Annotated in this window: 19 protein-coding genes; 7 read left to right on the plus strand and 12 right to left on the minus strand. The window is 73.9% G+C overall.

The features are described 5' to 3' along the window. Positions 1 to 18: 18 nt before the first annotated feature. A complete protein-coding gene (locus tag ACNF49_RS34020; RefSeq protein WP_357976725.1) occupies positions 19 to 663 on the minus strand; it encodes a response regulator in 645 nt (214 codons plus the stop codon). Between the two features lie 217 nt (positions 664 to 880). Between ACNF49_RS34020 and ACNF49_RS34025 the strand changes: the two genes are divergently transcribed. The 4 genes from ACNF49_RS34025 to ACNF49_RS34040 are packed head-to-tail and all read left to right on the plus strand — an operon-like array spanning position 881 to position 5,122. After that, positions 881 to 1,363, plus strand: coding sequence for a cation:proton antiporter regulatory subunit (locus ACNF49_RS34025; RefSeq protein ID WP_482940120.1), 483 nt, complete (start codon positions 881 to 883; stop codon positions 1,361 to 1,363). Positions 1,364 to 1,369: 6 nt separating this feature from the next. Continuing rightward, on the plus strand, positions 1,370 to 2,530 hold the full coding sequence (locus ACNF49_RS34030) for a cation:proton antiporter (protein ID WP_125637599.1): 1,161 nt from the start codon (positions 1,370 to 1,372) through the stop codon (positions 2,528 to 2,530). A gap of 17 nt (positions 2,531 to 2,547) precedes the next feature. Beyond that, complete coding sequence (locus ACNF49_RS34035; RefSeq protein WP_357976731.1) at positions 2,548 to 3,165, plus strand: pentapeptide repeat-containing protein; 618 nt, start codon at positions 2,548 to 2,550, stop codon at positions 3,163 to 3,165. Positions 3,166 to 3,217: 52 nt separating this feature from the next. Then, positions 3,218 to 5,122: a hypothetical protein gene (locus ACNF49_RS34040; RefSeq protein WP_357976734.1), complete on the plus strand. Its 1,905-nt coding sequence runs from the start codon at positions 3,218 to 3,220 to the stop codon at positions 5,120 to 5,122. 46 nt (positions 5,123 to 5,168) lie between these two features. Here the strand turns inward: ACNF49_RS34040 and ACNF49_RS34045 are convergent, their stop codons facing one another. The 3 genes from ACNF49_RS34045 to ACNF49_RS34055 all read right to left on the minus strand — a co-directional run bounded on the left by ACNF49_RS34045 (position 5,169) and on the right by ACNF49_RS34055 (position 7,358). Then, positions 5,169 to 6,161: a hypothetical protein gene (locus ACNF49_RS34045; protein WP_357976737.1), complete on the minus strand. Its 993-nt coding sequence runs from the start codon at positions 6,159 to 6,161 to the stop codon at positions 5,169 to 5,171. Continuing rightward, positions 6,151 to 6,684, minus strand: coding sequence for a copper resistance CopC family protein (locus ACNF49_RS34050; protein WP_357976740.1), 534 nt, complete (start codon positions 6,682 to 6,684; stop codon positions 6,151 to 6,153). The genes ACNF49_RS34045 and ACNF49_RS34050 overlap by 11 nt, the downstream gene beginning before the upstream one ends. A 110-nt stretch (positions 6,685 to 6,794) precedes the next feature. Next, positions 6,795 to 7,358: a hypothetical protein gene (locus ACNF49_RS34055; protein ID WP_357976743.1), complete on the minus strand. Its 564-nt coding sequence runs from the start codon at positions 7,356 to 7,358 to the stop codon at positions 6,795 to 6,797. Between the two features lie 76 nt (positions 7,359 to 7,434). On the opposite strand from ACNF49_RS34055, the gene ACNF49_RS34060 reads away from it, so the two are divergent. Beyond that, positions 7,435 to 7,737: a hypothetical protein gene (locus ACNF49_RS34060; protein WP_357976746.1), complete on the plus strand. Its 303-nt coding sequence runs from the start codon at positions 7,435 to 7,437 to the stop codon at positions 7,735 to 7,737. On the opposite strand, the gene ACNF49_RS34065 is transcribed toward ACNF49_RS34060, so the two are convergent. The 3 genes from ACNF49_RS34065 to ACNF49_RS34075 form a co-directional block, all read right to left on the minus strand. Further along, positions 7,704 to 8,669: a fatty acid desaturase family protein gene (locus ACNF49_RS34065; RefSeq protein WP_482945623.1), complete on the minus strand. Its 966-nt coding sequence runs from the start codon at positions 8,667 to 8,669 to the stop codon at positions 7,704 to 7,706. The genes ACNF49_RS34060 and ACNF49_RS34065 overlap by 34 nt on opposite strands. A gap of 224 nt (positions 8,670 to 8,893) precedes the next feature. Further along, positions 8,894 to 9,319 (minus strand): nucleoside deaminase, encoded by a 426-nt coding sequence (locus ACNF49_RS34070; RefSeq protein WP_357976749.1) that lies wholly within the window; start codon positions 9,317 to 9,319, stop codon positions 8,894 to 8,896. After that, the gene (locus ACNF49_RS34075) at positions 9,306 to 10,187 is read right to left on the minus strand and encodes an LLM class flavin-dependent oxidoreductase (protein WP_482940121.1); all 882 of its coding nucleotides are present in this window, start codon (positions 10,185 to 10,187) and stop codon (positions 9,306 to 9,308) included. Before ACNF49_RS34075 ends, ACNF49_RS34070 begins: the two co-directional genes overlap by 14 nt. Before the next feature lie 95 nt (positions 10,188 to 10,282). On the opposite strand from ACNF49_RS34075, the gene ACNF49_RS34080 reads away from it, so the two are divergent. Continuing rightward, positions 10,283 to 10,741 (plus strand): Lrp/AsnC family transcriptional regulator, encoded by a 459-nt coding sequence (locus ACNF49_RS34080; RefSeq protein ID WP_357976755.1) that lies wholly within the window; start codon positions 10,283 to 10,285, stop codon positions 10,739 to 10,741. Between the two features lie 36 nt (positions 10,742 to 10,777). Here the strand turns inward: ACNF49_RS34080 and ACNF49_RS34085 are convergent, their stop codons facing one another. From ACNF49_RS34085 to ACNF49_RS34105, 5 genes are all read right to left on the minus strand, one after another. Next, a complete protein-coding gene (locus ACNF49_RS34085; RefSeq protein ID WP_357976757.1) occupies positions 10,778 to 11,917 on the minus strand; it encodes an FAD-dependent monooxygenase in 1,140 nt (379 codons plus the stop codon). Between the two features lie 25 nt (positions 11,918 to 11,942). After that, positions 11,943 to 13,511, minus strand: coding sequence for an MFS transporter (locus tag ACNF49_RS34090; protein WP_357976760.1), 1,569 nt, complete (start codon positions 13,509 to 13,511; stop codon positions 11,943 to 11,945). 84 nt (positions 13,512 to 13,595) lie between these two features. Next, on the minus strand, positions 13,596 to 14,981 hold the full coding sequence (locus ACNF49_RS34095; RefSeq protein ID WP_357976763.1) for an FAD-binding oxidoreductase: 1,386 nt from the start codon (positions 14,979 to 14,981) through the stop codon (positions 13,596 to 13,598). Between the two features lie 46 nt (positions 14,982 to 15,027). Continuing rightward, the gene (locus ACNF49_RS34100) at positions 15,028 to 15,288 is read right to left on the minus strand and encodes a hypothetical protein (protein ID WP_358010480.1); all 261 of its coding nucleotides are present in this window, start codon (positions 15,286 to 15,288) and stop codon (positions 15,028 to 15,030) included. Between the two features lie 69 nt (positions 15,289 to 15,357). Continuing rightward, positions 15,358 to 16,248, minus strand: a complete 891-nt coding sequence (locus tag ACNF49_RS34105) for a hypothetical protein (RefSeq protein ID WP_482940122.1) — start codon at positions 16,246 to 16,248, stop codon at positions 15,358 to 15,360. Positions 16,249 to 16,495: 247 nt separating this feature from the next. Here ACNF49_RS34105 and ACNF49_RS34110 point away from each other — a divergent pair, with 247 nt between their 5' ends. Beyond that, on the plus strand, positions 16,496 to 18,199 hold the full coding sequence (locus tag ACNF49_RS34110; RefSeq protein ID WP_482945624.1) for an exo-alpha-sialidase: 1,704 nt from the start codon (positions 16,496 to 16,498) through the stop codon (positions 18,197 to 18,199). Positions 18,200 to 18,214: the final 15 nt, after the last annotated feature.

Here is an 18,214-nt window from a genome sequence, read left to right on the forward strand (position 1 = left end):
CCGTCTGGTGCATCTGCGTCAGTCGAGCAGCCCTTCCCTGCGCGCCACGGCCACGGCCTCCAGCTTGGACCGGGCCCCGAGCTTCTCCAGGACGTGCTGGACGTGGTTGCGCGCGGTGTTGCGGGCCACGCCGAGCCGCGCGCCGATCTCGACCGTGCTCGCCCCTTCGGCCAGCAGCCGCAGCGTCTCGCGCTCGCGCGCGGTCAGCGCCGCACCCGGGCTCCGCACCCGGCCGGTCAGCCGGTCGAGCACCCCGGGCAGCAGGCCGGGCGCGAACACCACGCCGCCGGCGGCCACCTCGCGCACCGCCGACTCCAGCTCCTCCAGCCGGGACGACTTCACCAGCAGGCCCGCCCCGCCGGCCTCCACCACCCGGGCGGCGACCGAGGCGGTGGCCTCCCCGGTCAGCACCAGCACCCGGGCCGCGGGCGCGACCGCCGCGAACCGGCCGATCGCCTCGACGCCGTCGCCGTCGGGCAGCCGCCGGTCGAGCACCACGACGTCGGGCCGGTGGCGGGCGGCCTCGGCCAGGGCGGCGGCGACCGTGCCCGCCTGCGCCACGACCTCGATGCCCGGCGCCCGGCCGAGCGCCAGGCCGATGGCCTCGGCCACCATCGCGTGGTCCTCCACGAGCAGCAGCCGGATGGGGGAAGTGGTCGGCATCGCTTCGTCTCGCCTCTCCCGCGGCAACGTCCCCGGCATCCTCCCACCCGTGTCCCGCCTCCGCCTCCCGTTCCCGCGCAGGCCGGACGGGGCACGCGGCGCGCGGCCGGCGAGCACCGGACCGTGTGGGAGGGCGGGATACGAGGAGGTCAAGCGGGCGGAGACCGTTGGTAGTGTTGTCCAGAAATATGCGTATTTTTTTGGATGGGTGGGATAGGTGGAGGTTGAGCAGACAGCGTTGCCGGGGATCGGGCTTCGGCACGATTTCACCACCCGCGCCGGCCGGCGGGTAGGCATCGTCTCGCACCGCACCGGCCGTCGCGACCTGGTGATCTACGACAAGGACGACCCCGACCGCGCCTGTCAGACGGTCAAGCTGAACGACGAGGAGGCCGACGCCCTGGCCGAGCTCCTCGGCGCCCCCCGCATCGTGCAGCGGCTCAACCAGCTGCACCAGCAGGTCGAGGGCCTGGTCAGCGTCCAGCTCCCCATCCCGTCCGGCTCCCCCTACGCCGGGCGTGCCATGGGCGAGGCCCGGGTCAGGACCCGTACCAGCGCCTCCATCGTCGCCGTGGTCCGCGGCGGCCAGGTGTTCGCCAGCCCCGGCCCCGACTTCGTCTTCGGCGAGGGCGACGTCGTGGTCGTGGTGGGCAGCGCGGACAGCACCGCGGAAGTCGCCGGCATCCTGGCTGACGGGTAACCGCGGGTGCACGAAACCGCGGTCATCTTTCTCGAGTTCGGTGCTGTTCTTCTGGGTCTGGGGGTTCTGGGCGCGCTCGCGCTGCGCGTCGGCATCTCCCCGATCCCGCTCTACCTGATCGCCGGTCTGGCGTTCGGCACGGGCGGCGTGCTGCCGCTGGCGACCAGCGAGGAGTTCATCTCGGTCGGCGCGGAGCTGGGCGTCGTCCTGCTGCTGCTGACGCTCGGTCTGGAGTACAACGCCGACGAACTGGTCACCAGCCTCACGAGCAACGCGCGGGCCGGCATCGTCGACCTCGTGCTGAACGCCGCCCCCGGCGCGATCTGCGCGTTGTTGCTGGGCTGGGGGCCGGTCGCGGCGGTGGCCATGGCCGGCGTCACCTACGCCACCTCCTCCGGCATCACCGCCAAGGTGCTGTCCGATCTGGGGTGGATCGGTAACAGGGAGACGCCGACGGTGCTGTCCCTGCTGGTGTTCGAGGACCTGACCATGGCGGTCTACCTGCCGGTCCTCACCACGTTGCTGGCGGGCCTGAGCCTGGTCAGCGGGGCGATCTCGGTCGGCATCGCGCTCGGCACGGTGAGCGTCGTGCTCGTCGTGGCGCTGCGCTTCGGGCGCTTCATCGAGGCGTTCGTGTCGAGCCCCAACTCCGAGGTGCTGCTGCTGAAGGTGGTCGGGCTGGCGCTGCTGGTGGCCGGGCTGGCCCAGCAGCTGCAGGTCTCGGCGGCGGTCGGCGCGTTCCTGGTCGGCATCGCGCTGTCGGGGCAGCTCGCGCACGACGCGCAGGCGCTGCTCGCGCCGCTGCGCGACCTGTTCGCGGCGGTGTTCTTCGTGTTCTTCGGCTTCCAGACCGACCCGGCGAAGATCCTGCCGGTGGCCGGGCTGGCCGCGCTGCTGGCGCTGGTGAGCATGGTGACCAAGCTCCTGACGGGCGCGTACGCGGCCAGACGGGCGGGCATCGGCAAGGCCGGTCAGGCACGGGCGGGCATCGCCCTCATCCCGCGCGGTGAGTTCAACATCGTCATCGCGGGCCTGGCGGTGGGCGCCGGGGCCCATCCCGACCTCGGGGCCCTGGCGGCGGCGTACGTGCTGATCCTGGCGGCGTTCGGGCCGCTGGCGGCCAAGCTCGTCCAGCCGCTCATCACGGCCATCGCGAACAAGGCGTGATCCGCTAGTTTGTTCGCATGGCCGACCGCAAGCACGGGGTGCCCGCGCCCCCGATCGAGACGACGATCCACGCCGACGACTGGGACCGGACGGAGATCGCCGGTGAGACCTTTCACCGGGTCCTGTTCCAGGGCGTCGACCTGACCGAGCTGGTCGACCAGGGGGCGTCGTTCGAGGAGTGCACGTTCAGGAACGTGCGGCTCAACGTCTCCACCCACGAGGACGCGCGCTTCCTCAACTGCCTGTTCAGCCGGTGCTCCCTGTTCGACGCCACGTTCAGGGGGTGCAAGCTGACCGGCAGCATGTTCGACGGCTGCACCTACGGGCTGCTGAAGGTCGACGGCGGCGACTGGTCCTACACCGGGCTGCCCGGCGCCGACCTGCGCGGCAGCACCTTCCACGGCGTCCGGCTGCGGGAGGCCGACCTGACCGGGGCCCGCCTGGCCGGGGCCGAGCTGCGCCGGGCCGACCTGTCGGGGGCCTGGCTGCACGGCGCCGACCTCACCGGCTGCGACCTGCGCGGCAGCGACCTGAGCACCCTCGACCCGCACACGGTCACCCTCAAGAAGGCGGTCATCGACCCCCTCCAGGCCACGGTCATCGCCGAGGCGCTGGGCCTCGAGGTCCGCGCCTAGAGCGCCGGCCCTCGAGATCCGTTCCAGCGGCGGGGTCGGCGATGATGGCGGTGTGCCGATCGCCGATCTCAACGACGCCGAGCGGGCCGTGGCCGCCGCGCTCGCCCACGGCCGCGCCGTCGACCTGCGCACCGGCGACCCCGCCGCCGACGACCCGGCCGCGGCCGCGTCCTGGGGCGCGGGGCGCACGGTCCGCGGCGAGGTGCTGGCCGGGCTGCTGCTCGCCGGGTTCGACGAGCCCGCCGCCAAACCGCGGCTGATCCTGGCGGGGGCGAGGATCACGGGCCCGCTCAACCTGGCCTTCGCCGAGCTGCCCTTCCCCGTCACCTTCCAGGGCTGCGCCTTCGACGCCGCCCCCGACCTCTACCACGCCCGCACCCGTTTCCTCAGTTTCAGCGGCTCGCTGCTGCCCGGCCTGACCGCCTCGAACGTCCAGGTCGAGGGCAACCTGCGGCTGGCGGGCAGCCAGGTCACCGGCGAGCTGCGGCTGCCCGGCGGCCGGATCAGCGGCAACCTCGTGCTCAACTGCGCCCGCCTGAGCCATCCGGGGGGCACGGCGCTCAACGGCGAGCACCTCGACGTGGCCGGCCACCTGCGCGCCCAGGACGGCTTCACCTGCGACGGCACGCTCGTCCTGGCCTCCGCCCGGATCGGCGGCGCGGTCGAGCTGGACGGCGCCCGCCTGAACGCGCCGGGCGGCACGGCCCTGGAGGCGTCCAACGTGATCGTCCAGGTCGGGCTGTTCGCGCGGGACATGGAGGCCGACGGCGAGGTCAGCGTGCGGTTCGCCCGCGTGTCCGGCCCGCTCACGTTACGCGGCTCGCGCATCCGGCGCCCGGGCGGGCTCGCGCTGCGCGCCACCGGGCTCAACGCCGAGGCGGGCCTCTTCCTGGCCGGGCTGACGGCCGAGGGGCAGGTGCGCCTCAACCGCTCGGTCATCGGCGGCACCCTCGGCCTGGAGGGCGCCCGGCTGAGCGCCCCGGGCGGCGTGGTGGTCGCCGCCGACGGCCTCACCGTGAACGGCTCGCTGCTGGCCTGGCGGGGGCTGCGCACCGAGGGCGAGTTCAGCCTGCTCGACGCCACGGTCACCGGCCCGGCGCACTTCGAGGGCGCGACCCTGGTCAACCCCGGCGGGGCGGCGCTGTCGGCCAACGGACTGTCGGTGGGCAAGGTGCTCAACCTCTGCGACGGCTTCTCCGCCCGCGGCCGGATCAGGCTGACCAGCGCCCAGGTCGGCAGCCGCCTGTGCCTCGACGGCGCCACCCTGGCGGCGCCCGGCGAGGTGGCGCTGAAGTGCTGGCGGCTGGAGGCCCGCGAGCTGGCGCTGCGCACGGCCGCGCCGGTGGAGGGGGTGGTGGAGTTACGGTACGCGCGGATCGGCGTCCTGCGTGACGACCCCGCCGGGTGGCCGCGGGCGATGCGCATGGACGGGCTGTCGTACGAGGTGCTCGACCCCATGCTGCCGGCCGCGCGGCGGCTGCGCTGGCTGCGCACCGACCCCGACGGCTATCTGCCGGGCGCCTACGAGCAGCTGGCCGCGATGTACCGGCGGCTCGGCGGCGACGCCGACGCCCGCGAGACGCTGCTGGCCGGCCAGCGGCAACGCCGCGCCGCGCTTCCCTGGTACGCCCGATCCTGGGGCCACCTCCAGGACGCCACCGTCGGCTACGGCTTCCGCCCCCTGCGCGCGGCGGCCTGGCTGGCCGCGCTGCTGGCCGCGGGCACGGTCGTGTTCGGGCTCGAGGTGCCGCCGCCGCTGAAGCCGGGTGAGGCGCCGCCGTTCCACGCGCTGGTCTACACCCTCGACCTGCTGCTGCCGATCATCGATCTCGGGCAGGAGAAGGCCTACAGCCCGCAGGGCGGCGCGCAGTGGCTGGCCTGGGGGCTGATCATGGCCGGCTGGGTGCTGGCCACGACGATCGCCGCCGGTCTGACCCGCTCGCTGCGCCGGACCTGAGGCACGCGGCCGGCCTGCCCGGAGGCCGGGGAGTGCCCCACCGCAGTCAGCACAGGGCCATGGCCGTCTGCCACAGGCTGGGCAGGGCGGCCAGCACGTGGTCGCCGCGGCGGCGCCGGTCGGCGAACGTCTCGGCGCCGAGGTCGGCCAGCAGCTCCTGGAAGCCCTCCTCGTACCCGGCGGGCGCACCGGCGGCGGCGCGTTTGTCCAGGCAGCGCGCGTACGTGGCGACCAGCCAGAACACCGCCTCCCGGTGGAGCCCGGCGGCGACGAGCTCGCGGCTGCCGTCGATGGCCACCGGACGCGCCTGCGGCGTGATGTCGGAGGCGAAGCGGTAGGAGGGCGCCTCCAGCCCGGCCGTCGCGTCGAAGACCGCCTCCAGGGCCGCCAGGTGCCGCTCCACCCGCTGGGGGGTCATCCGCGCGCAGCCCAGCAGTTCGAGCAGGTGCTCGTGCCAGTCGAGCCGGCCGTGCCCGGCCAGCAGCTCGCGCACGGCGGCGTACCGGCGGCGCACGGTCGGGTTGCGCAGCCCGGCGACCAGCAGGACGTGCGTGGTCACGCCGGTGCCGAACAGCCAGGCCGCCACCTGCTCGGGGACGGGCGCGTTCTCGTCCATGGAGTTGATCCAGCCGCGCACCCGGTCCATCGCCTGCGTGCAGCGGGCGATGATCCAGGGCCGCTCGGCGAAGTCGCGGGCCACCAGGCGCTGGATCTCGCCGAGCCGCCCGGTCGGGTCGGCCAGCACGCTGGGCAGGTGGAAGCTGCCGGCCAGGTGGTAGTCGCTCAGCACCTCGTGGGTGGAGCCGATGCGGGCGATGCCGGAGACCTCCAGCAGGACGCCTTCGTAGCGGAACTTGCCGATCGCGGGCGGCGGGTCGGCCAGCACCATCACGTCCACGTCGGACGTGGGGCCCAGCTCCGTGCCCGGGGCCGCCCACAGCGCGGACCCGGTCAGGAACGCCCCCTCGAACCCCGGCAGGCCGGCGCCCTCGTCGAGCACCCACTGCCGCGCGAGCTGCCTGGCCCGCTCAACCAGCATCCACGTCCTCCCGGTCAGGGCCGCGGCGCGCGCCCCTGATCAGGAGGAACGCGCCCAGCACGACGAGCACCGCCAGCCCGCCCCAGATCCAGACGGGGACGCCCGTCGCGGCGGGCCGTTCCTCGACGGGCGAGGGCGCCGCTGCCGGTTGAGAAATAGATCCTTTCATGACGAACGGGATTTCGCCCTCGATCGGATGTCCGTCCGAGGACACGACACGCCAGGCGATCACGTACGAACCGGGCGCGGGCTGCCGGGGCACGTCGGCGAACACCTTGGGCCCGTCGAGGCGGGGCTTGCCGAGCTCGACGGCCTTGCCCGCCGCGTCGTGCAGCACGACGAAGGGGAACTGGACGTGGGCGTTGAACTCCAGCTCGATCCGCTCGATCGCGGACAGCTGCGCGTTCTTGGCCGGTGAGCTGCTCTTGAGCGTGTCGTGGGCGAGCGCCGCGGTGGACGGCAGCAGCGCCAGGAGGGCCGCGCAGGCGAGCGAGGCCAGGCGGAAGGGCCAGGAGGGCTTCATGGGAACTCCGGATGCGGACGGCCGGACCGGCGCCGGGGCGCGGGTCCGGGCACGGACGAGCACGGACGAGCACAGACGGACGAGGACGCGCCCTCAGCGGGCGCGGGACTTCAGCGGAGGCGGAGCCGCCGGGGTGGTCCTCGCCGGGTGACCGTGCGGCAGGCCGTCCTGCCCATCGGAGGAGGGACGTCGGCGCGCGCCGGGCGGCGCCCGTCGGGGCGGCGCGGCGGGATCGGCACCTCGACCGGCGCGAGCAGCAGCGGGCCGAGGACCGGGGGCGGCCCGGCGGACAGGCGGAGCATGAGCCACAGCGCGCTCTCGCCGCGGTGCAGCCACCACGCCGTCAGCGCGGCGACGGTGAGGTGGACCAGCGCCATGGCGGGCGCGGGATGGCCGTGCCCGGCGGCGGCGCCCGTGGCGGGCCCGAGGCGTTCGAAGAGCTGGTGCAGCAGGAGCTGGGTGAGCGTGGTGGCGGCCAGGATCGCCGCGGGGCCGCGCTCGCGGCCGTTGATCGTGACAGCGGCGGCGAGGGCGGCCAGCACCCCGAGCGCGCAGCCCCAGAGCGGGACGGCCCCGCCACCGGCCAGCAGGTGCCCCGCCGCGGACACGAAGCCGCAGACCGTCGCGAACACGACGGCCCGCGACAGGCGCAGCCAGACTGACGCGGCGGTCACAGCCGCCATCCTTACACAACCGCCACACTTGCCAGGCGGCGCGTTCGCCGTGTCCGTGCGGGGGCAGCGGACCCTGATGGACTTCGCCCGAGGCGATGGGCCGGATCTGGAACTGGTGGTCCGGCAGGAGTTGACCGACGCGGGTTTCAACATCGAACCGTCCCTGCTGCCGGTCGACGGCGGCCTGAGCGTCTGGCACGACCCGTCCCGCGGGGTGGTGATCGTCTGGGGTCCGGCCGGCACGGACACCGCCGCTCACCTGGTGAAGTACGCGACCATCCGCACCGCGGTGCTGCTCGCGCTGCGGACGGTCCTGGCCCGCGCGGGCCATCAGATCCTGGAGGATCAGGAGGGCCTGGAGCTGGTGGTCACCTCCTGAGGGGCGCGCAGCGGCGCCCCGACGTCGTGCAGGTGCCGCATGGCCTGGGCCCACGACTCGACGAGCCCGCACTCCACGTACGCGACGCCGAGCTCGCGGCAGTACTCGCGCACGAGGGGCCGGGCGCGGCGCAGGTTGGCCGAGGGCATGCCGGGGAACAGGTGGTGCTCGATCTGGTAGTTGAGCCCGCCGAGCGCGACGTTCATCAGCCGGCCGCCGCGCACGTTCCTGGAGGTCAGCACCTGGCGGCGGAGGAAGTCCAGGGAGTCCTCGGCGGTGAGCACCGGCATGCCCTTGTGGTTGGGGGCGAACGTGCAGCCCAGGTACACGCCGTAGCAGGCCTGGTGCACGGCGAGGAAGGCGAGCGCCTTGCCGGGCGGCAGTACCGCGAACACCCCCGCCAGGTAGGCCAGGTTGTGCGCGACGAGCAGCAGCCCCTCGGTGCGTCCGCCCTTCACCCTGGGCAGGGCGCGGAAGCCGGCCACCTTCAGGTTCAGGCCCTCGAGGGTGAGCAGCGGGAAGAACAGGAACGCCTGCCACCGGCCGATGAAGCGGGGCAGCCCGCGGCTGGCCTCGGCCTGCCGCCGCGACCAGATGAGGATGTCGGGCGCGACGTCGGGGTCGTGGTCCTCGTGGTTGGGGTTGGCGTGGTGGCGGGTGTGCTTGTCCGTCCACCAGCCGTAGCTGAGCCCCACGGTCAGGTTGCCGACCACCAGCCCGGCGATCCTGCTGCGGCGCCGCGACCGGAACACCTGGCCGTGCGCCAGGTCATGGGCCAGCAGCGTGACCTGGGCGAAGGCGACGGCCAGCAGCGCCGCGACGCCGAGCTGCCACCAGGAGTCGCCGACCGCGGCGAACAGAGTCCACCCTCCGGCGAACAGGGCGGCCACCAGGCCGATCCTGATCACGTAGTAGGCGGGCCGCCGCTCCATCAGCCCCGCCTGGGCGATGCGGCGCGACAGCCGCGCGAAGTCGCTCCCCCGGGGCGCGGCGCGAGGGGTTTCCACCACGGTCAAGGTTCTCTCCGATGCTGGTGAGGCGGGCGTGATCACTCCTCAGCATCGCGGCGGCGGCGTTCCGGCGGACCCCCGCTGTCACCCGTCCTGATGGTGGGGCAGGCCCTACCATCGGCGGCCCCCGGCCGGGCCGGGGCGGGTCAGCGGTAGTAGCCCTCCAGCGGCGCGCTGGCCTCGGCGTACAGGGCCGGGCCCTCCTGCGGGACGTGCGGCCAGCCGGGGCCGGTCTTGAGGCCGGCGAGCTGCTCGTTCGACAGGGCGTACACCACGCGGCCGAGGCCGGAGCGTTCGATGGCGCCCGCGCACATGCCGCACGGCTGGCAGCTGGTGTACATGGTGGTGGCGGCCGCGGCCTCCGGGGTCAGCTCGCGGGCGGCCCAGCGGGCGAGCTTCAGCTCCGGGTGGGCGGAGATGTCGCGGTCGCCGAGGACCGTGTTGTGCTCCTCGGCCAGCACCTCGCCGCCGGGGCCGGCCAGCAGCGAGCCGAAGGGGGCCTCGCCGTTCGCGCGGGCGCGGGCGGCCAGCTCGATGGCCCGGCGCAGCAGGGTCTCGTCATCGGGGGTCATCGTCGTCCTCCTTGGACGGGTCGCGGGATTCGAGGTCCCAGTGGGCGGCCACGGCCGCGAGCGCGTGCCAGGCCGTCTGGGGGTGCAGCGTCTCGGCGGGGTCGCCGGCGAACGGGTCGAGCACGACGGTGTCGGCGCCCAGCAGCCGCAGCGCGTCGAGGTCGGCCAGGACCTGGTCGAGGGTGCCCTCCCCGGCGTGGCGGCGGGGATCGGTGACCGGTTCGGCGGTCAGCCGCAGCAGGATGCGGGGCGCGAACGCGGGCACGGGGCGGCCGAGCTCGGCGGCGACGTCCGCCAGCCGACCGGCGGCCTCGCGCAGCCAGGGCAGGGTGTTGCGCAGGGGGTGCCACGCCTGGCCGAGCCGTACGGCGCGGCGCAGGCCCGCCTCGCCGTTGCCGCCGACCCAGAAGGGGATGGGCCCGGCGCGGTAGTCGTCCGCGGCGGACCAGGCGGCGCGCATGGCCAGCAGGTGGTCGTCGGTCAGCCGTCCGCGCCGCTCGAACGGCACCCCGAGCGCGTCGAACTCCTGCCGCGCCCAGCCGATGCCCACGCCGAGCACCAGCCGCCCGCCGCTGAACCGGTCGAGGTTGGCCGCCATCCGGGCCATCACCAGCGGATGCCGGTACGGCACGATGAGCACCGAGGTGCCGAGCCTGACCCGCGTGGTGATCCCGGCCAGCCAGGCGAGCGTGGTGAACGGCTCGTAGAAGGGCCCCGGGTACTGCTCGGCGACGTCGGGCGTGATCGCGACGTGGTCGGAGATCATCAGCAGGTCGTAGCCGAGGCCCTCGACGGTCTGCGCCCATCGCCGCAGCGTGGCCGGGTCGGTGCCGGGCCCGAAGTTCGGTACGTTCACGCCGATTCTCATGACACCGAAGGCTATCCAGGCCGTCCCGCCGGACTGAAGGGCCCGCTCACGGTGTACGGCCGGGATCGCCGTGGATCTGCCGGTATATTCGCCGGATGGCCGAGGATCTCGACGAGACCGACTGGGCGATCCTGGCGGAGCTGCAGCGGGAGGGCCGCCTGCCGCTGACCGAGCTGGGCCGCCGGGTCAACCTGAGCGCGTCGGCGACGACCGAGCGGGTCCGGCGGCTGGAGGCGCTGGGCGTCATCGCCGGCTACCGGGCGGAGGTCGATCTGGGCAAGGTCGGGTTCGGCGTGCTGGCCGTCGTGCGCCTGAAGTATCCGGGCAGCCGGCACGAGCCGCTGCGCCGCCTGCTCGGCGAGCGCCCGGAGATCCTCGAATGCCTGCGCACCACCGGCGAGGACTGCTACACGCTGAAGGTCGCGGCCGGCTCGATGCCCCACCTCGAACGCGTCATCGACGAGCTGGCCCGGTTCGGCAGCACCACGACCAACATCGTCTACAGCCAGACCCTGCCCTACCGGGGCCCGGCCGCCCCGCCCGCACGGCTCTGAGGCGGGCGCGCCGGGGCCTCCCGGAGGGCGGCGGGGTCAGATCGGCTGCAGCGCGGGCGCGGTGCGGGGCGCGGCCTCGTCGCCGTAGATGTGCAGGTCGGCACGGAAGGCCCGCAGGTACGCCCGCCGGTCGTGGAACGTGGCGGCCAGGGCGTCGCCGTAGTCGATGAGCTGCCGGTGTGCCTGTCGGCGCGGCTCGTAGCGGGCCTGGAGCAGCTTGTCGAGCAGCGGCAGGTCGCCGTCGGCCGCGGAGATGACGTCGGCCAGGATCTCGGCGTCGTACAGGGTGTAGCTCATGCCCATGCCGGTCATGGGGTGGCAGGCGAAGGCGGCCGAGCCGAGCAGCGCGGCGTTGCCCCTGTGGTACGCCCCCACCCGCAGCGACGAGACCCTGATCGGCTGCCAGGCGGCGGCGTGCAGGGAGGCGAAGGCGTCGGTGCTGTCGGTGACGAAGCCCTTCAGCATGTCGGGCAGGCTGGTGGCGCCCCGGCCGAAGACCTCGTCGTCCTGCTCGGGGGGCAGGCCGACGAACACCCTGGCCTGGTCCTTGTCGAGCGGGTAGAGGTAGGCGAGCCAGCCGCCGGAGCTGAAGTAGAGCCGGTTGAGCCGGGCGACGCTGGCGCTCAGCGGCACGGTGGCCACCCGCATCAGCAGCCGGTCGTAGGGCATGGTGACCTGGTCGATGTCGAGCGCCCGGCGGACGGCCGACTTCGTGCCGTCGGCGCCCACGACCACGTCGGCGCGCAGCCGGCTGCCGTCGGAGAGCGTCAGCAGCTCGATGCGGTCGCCGTCGCGCTCGACGTGCTCGATGGCGGCGTCGAAGCAGAACTCGACGCCCTCCATCGCGCAGCAGGCGTAGATGAGCTCGACCAGCTCGCGGTAGGGGCGGATGAGGAAGCCGCCGTCGGGGAAGCGGCACTCCCTGATCGGCTCGCCGTCGTGGTAGTAGCGGATGAGGTCGCGCCGCAGGCCGTGGCGCTCGACGAGCTCGGCCAGCCCGTGGCGGGCCAGCACCCGCAGGCCGGGGGGCTTGAGGAAGTCGGCGCCCGCGCTCGGGATCGAAGGTCCCTGTTCGATGACGACGACGCGCTGCCCGCGGCGGCGCAGCAGCAGTGCGAGGAAACAGCCGCCGAGCCCGGCGCCGACGATGGCCACGTCGCACGAGGTGGTTGCCATGACGAGAGCCCTTCTTGAGGTTGAACTAGACGTGCGTGGTTCCGTAGGTCTCCGAGCTCTCTGCCGCCCGGGGCCTCGGGATGTGATCCCTGGGGGTCGTGCGGGTCTCGACAGGCAGCAGCGCGTCGGCCTCCGCCGCGACGGTGGCGAGGGTCATGCGCAGCTCCAGCAGCAGCCGGCGCGGCACTTTGATCATGTCGTCGCCCGGGTCGGTCCGCAGCCGGGTGATCTTGGTGAGTGCGATGGCCCCGATGAACACCGAGATGGCCACGCACATGGCGAGCGCGCCGGCCAGCCCGGCCAGCGGGCCGGTCAGGATGAACGGGTGGTCGATGACGAGGGACACCACGGCGATGCCGACGGCCCCGCCGACCATGCGCGCCATGGTGGCCGCGCCGACGGCGGAGGCGTACTGGCTGGGGCGGGCGGCCAGGGTGGTGGCCACGGAGGTGCCGGGCGCCAGCGCGCCGACGCCCATGCCGACCACGACGCTGGCGATCAGGCCCCAAACCGTCGGCCCGGACTGGGTCAGCACGAGCACGCACGCGCCGCCGCAGAGCAGGGAGCCGGCGTAGATGAGGCCGTACGCGCCGATGTGCTTGAGCAGCTTGCCGGCCAGGTAGCTGGTGACGACGACGGCCACGGAGGTGGGCGTCAGCCACATGGCCACCTCCAGCATGGGGTAGCCGAGGTGGAGCAGGTACAGCGGCTGCACGGTGAGCAGCCCGTAGGACAGGGCGCCGAAGAACCAGGTGGCCAGCCAGCCCCAGACGAACTTGCGCTGTCGCCACAACGCCAGGTCGATGGCGGGCAGGCGGTGGTGCCTGGCCTGGGCCAGCGCGCCGCCGAGCAGCGCCAGGGCCGCGACGGCCAGCCACACGACGTCCATGCCCCAGGCCATGGCCTTGGAGATGGCCAGCACGATCACCGCGATCCCGGCGGCCAGCAGCCAGGCGCCGAGCACGTCCGGCACGCCCTTGGCCGCGGTACGCCTGCCTGACGGGAGCGCGGCGCAGGCGATCAGCAGCGCGACGCCGATGACGACGTCGGGCACGAACAGGGCGCGCCAGTCGACGGTGGCGGCCAGCCAGCCGCCGCCGGCCTGCATGAGCAGGCAGCCGAGCCCGGAGGCCGAGCTCCACAGCGCGATCGCGCCCCGGCGTTGCGACTCGGGCAGCTCGCCGAGCAGCAGCCCGAGGCTGGCCGGGATCATCGCCGCCGCGCCCGCGCCCTGCACCGCCCGCGCGGCCAGCACGAACGACCAGGACGACGCCGCCACGGTGGCGACCCCGCCGGCCACGAAGACCACCAGCCCGAACGCCAGCACCCGGCGGCGGCCGAACAGGTCGGCCCAGCGGCCGGCCGTGGCCAGCAGCGCCGCGATCGGGATGAAGGCGGCGCTGGTCAGCCAGACCAGGTCGCCCAGCGGCATGCCGGCGCCCGCGGGGGTGTAACGCAGCACGCCGACGGCCAGGGTGGTGGCCGTGGTGTCGGCCATCACGGTCAGCATCACGCCCGCGCCGACCAGCCGCAGCATCACGGCGTGACGGCGGGTCACGCCGGTTGCTCTGACGGCCACTGGTGTCTCACGCACTCGGTCCTCCTCGCAAGAAAGCCTCAGGTTCCCCGCCGGCCGGCACACTGCGGTGGGTGCGACCGGCGCGGGGTGGTTCGGGGGTCAGGCGCCGTAACGGCCGGGAGAGAGCAGGCCGTCCGGGTCGAGAGCGGTCTTGAGCCGGTGGAGCATGCCGAGGCTGGCGGTGCTGGTCTCGGACCAGACGTCGGCGGCGGCGTGGTCGATGTCGGAGCGGTAGATGGCGCAGCCGTTGCCGCGCAGCAGGCAGCTCGCGTCGTTGCGCAGCTGGTGGGCGCGGTGGGCGGCGTCGGCGTCGGCCCGGTCGAAGAAGATCTGGATGACGGCGTTGGCCATGTGCGGGCTGACCAGGTTCCACTCCACCATCAGGGCGATGCCGTGGGTGTCCACGGCGGTCTGCAGGGCGTCGAGGATGCGCTCGGTCTTCCTGGCGTGCAGCGGCATCAGCGGCAGCAGCACGAGGAAGCCCATGCCGCCGGCGTCGATCTGCTCGCAGGAGGTGACGCCGAGCGCGTTGCGCACGCCCTTGCAGGTCGGGATGCCCTGGGCGGTGAGCGCCCTGGTGTAGAGCGGGTCGTCGGGGCCGACCGCGGCGGCGTCGAGCACGCGCAGCGTCTCGCCGCCCTCGACCTCGATGAGCGCCTTGCGCAGCATCTCCTCGGCCAGCTCGACGGTGGCGCCGGTGCCCAGCAGCGGCCCGAGGACGGTGAACTTGCCGGTGTCCGCGCCCGCCGGCAGCAGCCAGCCGGCGTCGCGGGCGGGCGCGAGGGCGAGCTCGCGGAGCCGCATGAGCCCGCCGGCGGGGTTGCCGCGGCGCAGGAACCCGGTCATCGCGCCGATCGCGGCGCCGACCTGGTCGCGCCGGATGCGCGCGTGCACGAGCCCGATCCGCTCCGGGCGCGGCACCAGGGAGACGGCCATGGCGGTGACGACGCCCAGGTTGTGCTGGACGAACGCGGCCGTCAGGTCGGGCCCGGCGACCCGGCCGTGGTAGACGCCGGTGGGGTCGAGCCCGCCGGTGGTGATCACGCTGCCGTCGGCGAGCACGGCCTCGATGCCGGCCACGTCGTGGACCCGGGAGCGGAAGCAGCCGTCGCCGCGTTCGAGGGCGTTGCCGATGACGGAGGTGTCGGCGCAGGAGGCGGTGACGTTGAGCATCCACGGCGTGTCCCGCAGCGCCTCGGCGAGCTGGGCCTGGGTCACGCCGGGCTCGATGACGGCGTAGCCGGCCTCCAGGTCGAGGCCGCGGATGCGGTTCATCTGGCTGAGGTCGACGACGACGTTGTCCTCGGTGACCGGCAGCGCGGAGCCCATGCCCCAGTTCCTGCCGGTGCTGACCGGGTAGAGGCGGCTCTTGCTCACCGTGGCCCGGCGGACGAGGGCGCGGACCTCGTCCAGGGTGTGCGGGGTCTCGGTGCCCGCCAGCGAACGCGGTCGGTGGGCGCCCACGTCACGCGGCCGCAGATCCACTCGCGATAGTCCCTGCATGGCTCTCCTCGGGGGATGCGAAATCACGTCAGGCGGTGTGCTGGAGGAGGTCGTCGATGGAGCCGATGGCCTGGGTGGACATCTCCCTGATCTCACGCAGCCGCTGCTCGGTGAACGCCTCGTAGGGCGCGGCCGGGACGGCGGCGGGGGCGGGGAAGTCGAGTGAGCCGCGCGGCGCGGCCTGTACGGGCACGTCGTGCGGGCCGTAGGGGTGGCGGCGGGCGCGGGTGCGTTCGGTGTCGGACGACTCGTGCCGGACGAGCGCGGGCAGATGCGGTGGGGTTCGCATGACGGGAGCTCTCCTACAGGGTTCGTACGGGTTGTGCGTGCTGCCGCCCGTGGAGCGGCACCCGGGTCGTCAGGTGCCCTCCTGATGGCCGGAGCGGGGGATGACGGCCGTGGGGGTCGCCCTCGGCACGCCGTGATTGATGACGCTGGCGGCGATCCGGCGCTCGGCCAGCCCCATGTGCGGACGGGGCGCGCCGGCCGGCCGTACGGTGGCCGTGCCGCGGATGATCGAGCTGGCGTGCACCCACCGGCGGGTCTCGGCCAGCACCTCGCGCTGCGCCCTGGGCAGGTCGCCGTGGGCGGCGTAGTGCTCACAGACGGACCACGCGAGCGCGCGGGCCATGATCAGGTGCTCTTCGCAGGCCGCGGCCACCTTCGACTCCAGCCCGACCACCTGGGCCAGGAGCAGTTGCAGGTGGGCCAGGCCGGAGCTGCGGTCGAACCCGTCGAGCTCGGCCAGCCGGGCCGGCCAGCGCAGCCGCCGCTCGACGGCGGCGCGGGTCGCCGCGGCGACGTCGGCCGCGGTGCGGCCCCGCGGGTCCTCGCCCTCCAGTTGCACGGCCCGCTGCGCGGTGTGCTCGAAGTCGGACAGCCGCTTCAGCCCGCTCTGCAGCAGCCTGATGCGGTTGTGCAGGCAGGCGGCGCTCCAGCCGAGCACCAGCAGCCGGTCGCTGTCGGCCTCGCAGTGCCAGCCGACGAGGCTGACCTCGCGGGCCATGCGGTGGTGGAGCACCCACGACTCGCGCGGGTCGATGTGGACGGGGGCGTCGATCCACACCTGCAGGCCGCCGGGAGGCAGCTCGCCGACGCCGACCTCGACCCCTTCGGGGGCCACCCTGGCGCAGATGCGCTGGACGACCTTCTGCTGCGCCGCCGTCTCCGGCGCCACCGGCACCGGGTCCGCCGCCCAGACCGGCGGCACGCGCTCGGGGGCGACTCGCGCCCTGGGCTCGATGCTCATCTGAGGCCACCTCCAGACCCGAAGGTCCCTCCTGCGTAAATTGACACTTAATCCTGCAGCTCCGATCCTCGGGTCGCGGCCCGCTGCTGTCAACTGACACTTAACGAATACCTATCGGATCCACTGTTGGCAACCCTGGGACGCAGGTGAACCAAGGGGCCGGAGGGGGAAGAGAGAAGGCATGGCCTCGCCCGTCGCGAGGCGGCCGCCCGCGGGCGGCCACGAGAGGAAGGAGTGCCCGGTGGCGATGCCCAGAGCCGCGCTGGCGGCGGTGTTCCTGGCCGCCGGCCTGCCCGCGGCCCATGGGGTCACGCACGCCGGCGAGACGTTCTGCCGTCTCCCGGAGTTCACCGGCAAGTCGGTTCCCGACGGGCCTTACCTGATCGACACTGATGTCTCACCGCGGTGGATTTACCCGTACCCGACGCCGGCCGAGCGCGAGCCGTCGTCGGAGCAGCGGCTCGACTTCGCCGGGTTCCCGAGCGTGGCGGCGCTCGACACGGTGGGCCGCGACGGCGCTCCGGTCAGGAAGCTCCTGGTCACCTACGCCACCAACGTGGACAAGGTCGTCACCCTCTCCAGCGAGTCGGCGACCTCCGAGGACGGCGGCGTCACGTTCGGCCCGACCAACCGCACGCCGCTGCGGGAGGCGCCGATCGAGCTGCGCGACGGCCGGCTGCTGGCCCTGGAGTACTACCTGCGGCGCTCCGGGCCGGGCACCGCCAAGCTGGGCGTGCTGTCCTCCGCCTCCGCCCACGACGAGAGCTGGGTGCGCCGGGAGGCCACGGTCTCCTCGCCGGACGCCGGCGCCTCCGGCGGGGCCGCGCACGGCCTGCCGATCCAGCTCGCCGACGGCACGATCCTGTTCACGGCCTACATCCGCCAGGGCGACAGCGAGACGTACCAGCCGGAGGTGTTCGCCAGCGACGACGGCGGCCGCACGTTCGCCAGGCGCGGCGTGATCGCGCCGCCCCAAGGGCCGTTCGTCTACAACGAGGCCGCGCTCGCCCAGACGCTCGACGGCTCCCTGCTGGCGGTGCTCCGCAGGGACGGCGAGCCGCCCTCCACGCTGCACCAGAGCCGCTCGTCCGACGGCGGCCGCACCTGGTCGCCGGTCCGGCCGCTGCGCATCGACGGCCAGGACTGCCTGGTGCGCGGCGTGGCGCCACGGCTGCTGCTGATGCCGGACGGCGTGCTCGTGCTCAGCGCCGGGCGTCCGTACAACTGGCTGGCGATCGCCCCCGACGGGATCGGCGAGGAGTGGCGGCACCAGACGGTGACGTACCGCAACAGCGACGGCGTGCGGGACGTGCACGGCTCCTCGGGCTACACCGCCGTGGCCGCGGTCGGCCCGCACCGGCTGATCCAGGTGTTCGACAACTGCAAGCTGCCCGGCGTGCGCCCCGACGGGCTGCTCAACGAGACGGCCTGCCCGGCCCACGGCAAGTTCGAGAACGGCGGCTGGTACGCGATCAAGCGCCGGCTGTTCACCGTCACCGCCCCCGGCCCCGACCTGCTCGACCTGGCCGCCCTGTACCGCCGCGGCGCGCTCACGGTCGAGACCGACATGCGGTGGACCCGCCCCGGCCGGCCGCGCTCCGGCCCGGCGGGCGCCTTCGACGGCAGCACCGACTACTGGTCCAGCGCCGTCGCCGCCGGCCCCGGCCGGTACGTCCTGCACCTCGACCGCCCGTACGCGATCAACCGGATCGGCCTCAGCCTGCGCCCCGGGCACGCGGCCGGCGCCCGCGTGTACGTCTCCGCCGACGGCCGCTCCTGGGGCGAGCCCGTCGTCACCGTCGAGGACCGGACCGACTACGCCATGCGCTACCACACGGTGGCCCGCACCGGCGCGCACGTCATGATCGTCACCGAGCCGACGGACGACTGCGACGCCGAGATCGGCGACTCCTGCAGCATGCTCAACGAACTCGAACTCTACGGACGCTGAACCCGGCCGGAATAT

This window comes from Actinomadura sp. ATCC 39365 (assembly GCF_054392275.1).